Below are 6,822 nucleotides of genomic sequence, written 5' to 3'. Positions count from 1 at the left end.
TCCTCCACGTGGATCACCCTCTCTTCCTCCCGACTTCAGAACCAGTGAAGTCAGGATGATCAAGAGATCGCAGAGTGGCTCACTTTTCATCCGCCATCCGTGGCCCTCGTTTCACCCGTTGCCGAGAACTCACCCCCCTCTACGATGTGAGCTGCGTAACACCGTCTGGGGGGATGGATGATCGACGTAGGCGAAGCACTGTCTGCTGCCCCTTTGCGCGGGGACGTCCCGAAGAAGCAGCGCATGGAGATGCTCCAGGACAGCTACCTGAGGGCGGTAGCCGCAGCAGCTGGATGCACCATGGCCAAGCCCGAGCCGGACGACGGGATCGACTGGGTGGTGACTCATTCTTCGGAGAGCCACGTCGCCGATTGTCAGATTGATCTGAAAATACAGCTCAAGAGCACCTGGACCAGCGCGCCCAATCCAACTAACGGCTTCGTATCGGTCAACCTCTCAAATGACCGCCTTAAGCTTCTCGCGCGAAAAAGGGTAACCGTCCATCGAATCCTTGTCGCGATGATCATCCCTGAGGACATCGGTCAGTGGGTCTAGGCGAGTCACGACATACTTCAGCTACGCCACTGTGCATACTGGCGAAGCGTCACCGGAGTCGAGCCATCGGGCGAGAACTCCACCGCTGTGAGAGTTCCAACCACCCACATATTCGACGATAACGCCCTCTGCGGAATCATGGAACGAGTAGGGAGAGGGGGGAAACCGTGAGCACTCCGGATTTTGAGGAGATTGCCGAGCATCTCACGGATAGGCAGCTCACATTGGCCCTCCAGAGTAACGGGTGGCAGAAATTCGGAGGACAGGAAAACCTTTACAGCAGGTGGCGCCCGACGTCACCCGATCATGAATTCAGTAGAGGCCTCCTCATCCCTCAAGACGTTGAAACCGATGACTACTTGGAACTTCTGAGTCAGGCTGTCGCGCAGGCGTGGAGGATGGGCGACGGAAAAATCCGTTCTATCTTGGAGCGTGCAGCAACCCTTCACTCCCTCGGCGATGAACTGAAGTTCCACAAGGAAGTGCAGTCCCGAAAGGGCACGATCCCCTGGCTCGCCGGAGCAGACCTTCACGCAGGCGCACAAAAGTCAATGGCGGTGGCCGCTAAGACGCGCAAATCAAAGTCTGCCTACTTCGGCAATTCCAACTCTTTCCTGGCAAACTCCTTCCTCGACTCGGTCTTGATGGGGCAAACCGAGGTGGGGAGTTATGTGATCACTGCATACGCGCCCCCAGAGGAGGTTTACAGCGAACGCAAAATTCGCCCGGGCGACACAATTCCGTTGGTTGGCAGGCATACGGGGCGCGAAATTACGCTGGGACTGGTGGATGCCCTGGAAGCAGCCCGAGAGTCTCTGGATCACTTCAAAGATTCCGGCTCGACCCACGGGTTCGTGGAGAATGTTCAGCGCGGCTTCTGCTATGAATTGACCCAGGCCATGCGATCCCTTATCAGGGATTCCGAAGGGGCCGAAATCGAAGTCGAGCTAAATTCAATCGAAGAGCTATTTACCGACGCCCCCACCCAGCGTCATAAGCTTGAGTTTTCCCCTTCAGACTACCCTGCTCTCGAAAAGGCAGGGAACATCTTCGCGGCCACGGCCGCAGCTGAGCACGTCACCGTTTTGGGAACTGTCACGCTACTTGAGCGCCCAAAGCCGGGCAATCCTGGAGTTGTGCGCCTCGACGTGATCGGAGGCACCAAGGCAAGGAAAATGCGAGTCCGCATGAAAGTTGAAGATTACGACCTCGCCGTTGACGCCCACAGGAACAACCTAGCCTTGCGAATCTCGGGACGCCAGGAACTAGAAGGGCATTTTTACTGGCTGTACGACCCGGAAATTCTGGAGCTTGTCCGAATTGTGCCGGATCAGCCGGATACCCCGATCGAACCCGGTGATCAGCAGTCGCTTTTCTAAGCCAACGCTCCCCGCTACGGCTCAGTGGGGATGAGGCGGCTCGTGAAACCTTCACGGCGAAGCCGGTCGTAGGCCACAGTGACTGACTCAGGGATCCGCTGGCGGATCATGAATCCTTGCTCCGGGTAGATCAGCAGCCGTTGCTGTGCCCCCACGAGCATATCGAGGACGAGACGGGCGTCCCGGATCGAGTCCACGTACTCCGCAAGTGTCATCGGCGCGGATGCGCTGACGATCTCAACTTCCGGCCAGAGTTGGCGAGCTGTTGCGTAAGCCCGACGCTCCTCATATGGCTTGCTGATGAGTAGGACGGACGAGACGTCGGCGCCCCGCTCCTCCAGGAGCGCACGGGAGAAGCGGATGTTCTCCCCAGTGTTCCGCGCGTTCGGCTCGACGAGAATGGCAGAGGACGGCACGCCCAGTTCCAATGCCCGCTCCCGGTAGTGCTCTGCCTCCCCTCGGGGCATGCGCTCGCGCGTCGTCTGGCTGGTGGCACCCGTGAAGACGATGAGCGGCATCATGCCGCGCTGGTACAGGTCGACCGTCACGTCCGCTACGCCTAGGTCATGGCTGCCGAGTCCGATGCCCACGGAGCATGGGTGTGGCTCGTGGTGCATCTGCTGGAAGTCCCAAAGCCGTTGGGCGTCGGACCATGCTTGTTCTGAAATCACTGTGCCGCCTCTTGTGCCGAGTCAGGGACCTTGAAGTCGTACGACCACGCGAAGCGGCTTGCCGCATGGATGCCTACAGCGAACTCCACGACGGTCCCGTCGGCGGTGTACGTGGTGCGGTGAAGTTCCACAACCCACTCTCCAGGCACCAACTGGAGGAGTGACGCTTCCTCGGGTGCCGCGATCCGCGCGAACAGTTCCTCGCGCATGTGGTCGATCTCGTATCCCGCGTCGTAGAGCACACGGAAGCCACCGCCCCGGCCGGCGGGCCCCGGGGTGGGGTCGACAAGACGCGTTCCCTCAACATGCTCGGGCCGGTAGTAGCTGGTCAGCGTGTGCGTCGGCTGGTCCCCCTCCTTCACGAGGCGAGCTCGCGCGTACACCTCGGAGCCCTCGGGCAATCCGTGAGCCGCAGCTACCAGGGGCGCCGCAGGCACACGGCTGATGCTCTGTGTCTGCTCGCCCCGCTGGTATGCGCGCCCTGAGGCGACGCGGTCGGCGATGAACGCGACTTCGTCGCCGTCCCGCCACTTCGCCTTGTCGTAGCGAGCGATGCCGAGCCGCTTGAGCGGCGCCTGCTGCCGTACGACCGTGCCGTGGCCCCGGGATGAGGTCACGAGACCCTCTGCTTCCAATGCCTTGTAGGCCGCGTGAACCGTGGACTTCGACCCCTCACCAGCCTCAACCAGGTCCCGGATATGGGGCAACTGCTGGCCAGGGGCGTACTCGCCGCTCCTAATCCGATCCGCCAGCTTGTCTGCCAGCTCCCGCCACTTGGGTGCCACTAGGAACTCCTCTCGACAGAGCCAGTCAAACACAGTCCTAGGACTGTTGACAGTCCTCGGACTGTGCGTCATTGTCTTCTCAGAGCTCGCAGTCCTAGGACTGCGAGCGGGGATGGCTCATCTTTGGGCTGCTCCCGGCGCCCAGAAAGCCCGTGAAACGGCTCGAAGGAAGCGACTGGCCCTTGAGAACTCAACAGTGTGCAGAGGCATCCGTCCCCCTCCAGCAACAAGTGGGCGGCGTACGCGGGTTCTGCTCCCGCATACGGAACAGCGCGATCTCAACCCTTTCCGCAGTCCAAGTACTGCGGCCGGTTGCCTCCGCTACTCGTCTCGTACGAGCGGCGTTGAGGGGAGCCGGGTGTTCCGACTTCAACGGCGCGCACCCCCGGAGTAGCCGCTCCGGGGGTGCTGTTCGGGCCGTTCCACCTGCTAGGGAGACAACGACCCATGAAGGACATCGTTGCACGTCAGACGGCCGTTACCGTTGTCGTCGACAGGATCGACCGCGAGCCGACGGCCGCGGAGCTGGACGCGATCGAGCAGGAGTTGCCGGTCATCCTGGCCGGCGTCGACCTGCTCGACGCGCAGATCATCACCCTGGACCGCGTCCCGAGCGAGCTGGACCAGCGGCGCATCCGCCGCGCCCGCCGCCGGGTGCTGGCCGCGCGTCGCGCGCTGGCCAACCGCAGCGCCACCGGGCAGGCGGGGGGTGCGGCATGAGTCCGGTCGTCCCTCGCTGTCCTGCGGCACACCCCGAGGACCCGACCCCCTGCGACGGTCCGCCCGTCGTGACCGTGCTGGACGCCTCCAACGCGGGGGCGGACGGCTGCGAGCACCACGCTGCCCGGCTGCTGGCCTCGCTCGCGTCCGGGAGGGTCCACGCCCTGCCGGACGCCCCCGAGGGCGCGGCGATGCGGGTGTTCAAGGCTGCTGACACCATCGCGCCGTTCCCATGGTGCGAGGGCGCCCCGCGTACGCAGCCCAGTCAGCGCAGCCACGCCGAGAACCGCCGCCTGCGGGGGTGGTCGCGGTGAACCTGCACCGCAACGGCCGCACGGCCCTCGTGCTCGCGCTGGTCGTCGTGGTCGGCATGGCGTTCCGGGTGTCCTGGAACGCGCTGCGCGACATCGCTGGCGCCATCGGCGCCGACGACACGGCCGCGACGCTGTACCCGTTCGTGGTCGACGGCCTGATGGCCCTGGCGTTGATCGCGACGCTCGTGCTCGCCGGTCGGGATAGGACGTTCGCGCTGCGGGTGTTGGCCGCCTACACGATCGCCTCGCTGGTGCTGAACTACGTGCACGGCCTGGTGCCGGAGCTGCACGACCGGTCGGTCGACTGGGGTCGACTGGCCGACTGGGACCCGGCGAACTGGGCGCTCGTGCTGCTCGCCACGTCACTGCCGGTCGGGTCGATCTACTTCGGCTCGGACCTCGTGGCGAAGGTGCTGCACCACCGCCCCACCCCGATCACGACCCCGACCGCGAATCAGGAGGACTCGACCGGGATCGAGAGGAATCGGTCTAGGTCTGACCTCATGGAATCGACCCCGGGGCCGATCACGCCGAACGTGAAGCCTCTGCCCCGAGCGGTGGCCGTCGGCTTCCTGAAGTCGACTATCCCGGCCAAGCCGCTCCCGGCCATCGAGTCGGCCCCAGTGGTGCAGCCGATCGCCCGGCGGGCTGTGGCGGCCGAGTCGACTCGCCCGCGTCGGGCCACGGGCCGCGTGCCCGACGTGGCCCGCAGCCCGCGGCCGAAGCGAACGCCGGATGAGCTGCTTGCCGAGGCGCGGAAGGCCACGGCCGATTGGCCGGACGCCAGGCTGACGGCTGAGGGCATCCGCCGGGAGGTACGCACCTCACCGGCGAACGCCCGCACCCTGCGCGACACCCTGCGCGCCGAACGCGGCCTCCTGGTCGCCTGATGGCCGCCTTGCCCGTCTACCGGTGGCGGCTCGCTCCGGACGGCTACGCCACCTACCGCCAGCTCCGCGCCCTCGGCCTGCGTCCGGGTGGCCAGGCGGTGGCGGCACAGGTGGAACGGCCCCGCCGCAAGCGTCCGCCGCTGGTCGCCTACCTCTACCGCATCGATCAAGCGAAGCCGGTGCGTGCGATGACCCCGGCCCGGTGGGCGGCTCTGGCCAAGGCCAACGCCGCCCGCCGCACCTGCCCCGCCTGCCGCCGTGACGCGGGATACGTCATCCCGCCCTCGCTCGGCATGTGCTCTGCCTGCGCTTTCCCCGACAACGCCCCGGAGGGTGCGTCATGGAACAGCTTCCCGCACACCGCCCACTGACGGTCATTCAACTCCCCGATGGCAGCCACGTCTACGCCGACCCTGCCTCTCTGCCCGCACAGCAGTCCGCCGGGCCGCAGGTGGTGCACATCCACCAGGCGTCGCCAGACCGCACGGTGCAGCGCGTCGCGCTCGGCTCCGGTGTCGGTGCCGGTGCGGTCGCGACCGGCATCTACTTCGGCCCGCTGCTCGTCGGCGTCCTAACCGCCATCGCCGCGAACCTCGCGATACTCGCCCTGATCGCCGCCGTGTGCGCCTGGGGCGTCGTCACCGTCGTCAAGAGCGTCGGCGGCACCGACGGCAAGAACGCGGCGAAGAACGTCGCCAAGGCCCGCGGCCGCCGCTGACGGCTTCCTGTCCCCGCCCGGACCGCCTCACCAAGTGCCGGGCGGGGGTGGGGTGCCCTCCAGCGGCAGGTGCTCTCGGTAGTACTGCGACTCCAGCCATTCCTCGATTACGACGAGCGGGCGCGAGAGGCGCACGTCCCCGATCTGCTGTGACCGTACAAGTAGCCCGAGGTCGGTCAAGGAGAGGGAGTGATCGGGGGTGTACAGCACGCAGTTCCCGTGCTCGGCGGCGTAGTCGAGGAGGTACTGGTGGGCCTGCTCGGGATCGCGGCCGGCCAGAGCAAAGCCCGCGAGGAAGACCTGCGGGCCGGTGACCGCGTCCAGTGCGACGCACGCCAGCTTGCCCGCGTCGTAGAACACTTTCACCCCGTCGGCGAAGTCTTCCTGCCCGTATGGGCCGCCCACCTTTTCTTGTGGCCCAGACACCTGGAGTGCGTCAGCGACCTCGGCCGAGCTCATCCCGAACCGCAACGGTCCCACACCGACTTCGGGGAGCAGCTCCCAGCGCTCCCGTGTCTCATCCGTTCCCACAATCCCGCCCCCTTCGTCCGGCCAGCTCATGGCCGTGCCCCACACCTCGCCCCAGTGCCACGTGCGCGGCTAGGAGCGCGTCTCAGTAACCGTCAGCTGGCCGGGAGGTCCTGATCGGCGGGATCGTTCACGGTCGCCCGGTCAGCGCCTGTGGGGCCGACGGTCGGGTCGGTCGGGCCGGGATTTCTGCCCGCTGAGGCCGGGGCGGCCCGGATGGTCAGCCGATCGCCGCGGCGAGGCCCGCGGTTCCGACGTGTCG

10 protein-coding genes are annotated in these 6,822 nt (G+C 65.7%); 7 read left to right on the top strand and 3 right to left on the bottom strand.

Annotated features, from left to right (window positions below):
* Positions 1 to 243 precede the first annotated feature (243 nt).
* Together ACFV9O_RS39170 and ACFV9O_RS39165 are read left to right on the top strand one after the other, a co-directional pair.
* Positions 244 to 555 carry a DUF4365 domain-containing protein gene (locus tag ACFV9O_RS39170; RefSeq protein WP_385427542.1) on the top strand — a complete coding sequence of 104 codons (312 nt, stop codon included), beginning with the start codon at positions 244 to 246 and terminating at the stop codon, positions 553 to 555.
* Positions 556 to 722: 167 nt separating this feature from the next.
* Positions 723 to 1,934 carry a hypothetical protein gene (locus ACFV9O_RS39165; RefSeq protein WP_385427539.1) on the top strand — a complete coding sequence of 404 codons (1,212 nt, stop codon included), beginning with the start codon at positions 723 to 725 and terminating at the stop codon, positions 1,932 to 1,934.
* 14 nt (positions 1,935 to 1,948) lie between these two features.
* Here the strand turns inward: ACFV9O_RS39165 and ACFV9O_RS39160 are convergent, their stop codons facing one another.
* Together ACFV9O_RS39160 and ACFV9O_RS39155 are read right to left on the bottom strand one after the other, a co-directional pair.
* Complete coding sequence (locus tag ACFV9O_RS39160) at positions 1,949 to 2,605, bottom strand: YdcF family protein (RefSeq protein ID WP_385427536.1); 657 nt, start codon at positions 2,603 to 2,605, stop codon at positions 1,949 to 1,951.
* Entirely contained in the window at positions 2,602 to 3,390 is a 789-nt protein-coding gene (locus ACFV9O_RS39155; protein ID WP_385427545.1) for a GntR family transcriptional regulator, read from the bottom strand. The genes ACFV9O_RS39160 and ACFV9O_RS39155 overlap by 4 nt, the downstream gene beginning before the upstream one ends.
* Positions 3,391 to 3,837: 447 nt before the next feature.
* Between ACFV9O_RS39155 and ACFV9O_RS39150 the strand changes: the two genes are divergently transcribed.
* The 5 genes from ACFV9O_RS39150 (at position 3,838) to ACFV9O_RS39130 (ending at position 6,032) form a co-directional block, all read left to right on the top strand.
* Entirely contained in the window at positions 3,838 to 4,110 is a 273-nt protein-coding gene (locus ACFV9O_RS39150) for a DUF6284 family protein (protein WP_385427533.1), read from the top strand.
* Positions 4,111 to 4,178: 68 nt separating this feature from the next.
* On the top strand, positions 4,179 to 4,424 hold the full coding sequence (locus tag ACFV9O_RS39145) for a hypothetical protein (RefSeq protein ID WP_385427531.1): 246 nt from the start codon (positions 4,179 to 4,181) through the stop codon (positions 4,422 to 4,424).
* The gene (locus ACFV9O_RS39140) at positions 4,421 to 5,314 is read left to right on the top strand and encodes a DUF2637 domain-containing protein (RefSeq protein WP_385427528.1); all 894 of its coding nucleotides are present in this window, start codon (positions 4,421 to 4,423) and stop codon (positions 5,312 to 5,314) included. The genes ACFV9O_RS39145 and ACFV9O_RS39140 overlap by 4 nt, the downstream gene beginning before the upstream one ends.
* Entirely contained in the window at positions 5,314 to 5,685 is a 372-nt protein-coding gene (locus ACFV9O_RS39135) for an RRQRL motif-containing zinc-binding protein (protein WP_385427526.1), read from the top strand. The genes ACFV9O_RS39140 and ACFV9O_RS39135 overlap by 1 nt, the downstream gene beginning before the upstream one ends.
* Positions 5,655 to 6,032: a DUF6251 family protein gene (locus ACFV9O_RS39130; protein ID WP_385427523.1), complete on the top strand. Its 378-nt coding sequence runs from the start codon at positions 5,655 to 5,657 to the stop codon at positions 6,030 to 6,032. Before ACFV9O_RS39135 ends, ACFV9O_RS39130 begins: the two co-directional genes overlap by 31 nt.
* Before the next feature lie 27 nt (positions 6,033 to 6,059).
* Here the strand turns inward: ACFV9O_RS39130 and ACFV9O_RS39125 are convergent, their stop codons facing one another.
* Positions 6,060 to 6,563, bottom strand: a complete 504-nt coding sequence (locus ACFV9O_RS39125) for a hypothetical protein (protein WP_385427520.1) — start codon at positions 6,561 to 6,563, stop codon at positions 6,060 to 6,062.
* Positions 6,564 to 6,822: the final 259 nt, after the last annotated feature.

Source organism: Streptomyces sp. NPDC059909 (assembly GCF_042730885.1).
Taxonomy (GTDB): Bacteria; Actinomycetota; Actinomycetes; order Streptomycetales; family Streptomycetaceae; genus Streptomyces.
Note: the sequence above shows the minus strand (reverse complement) of the source record. Positions and strands in the feature narration are given on the sequence as shown.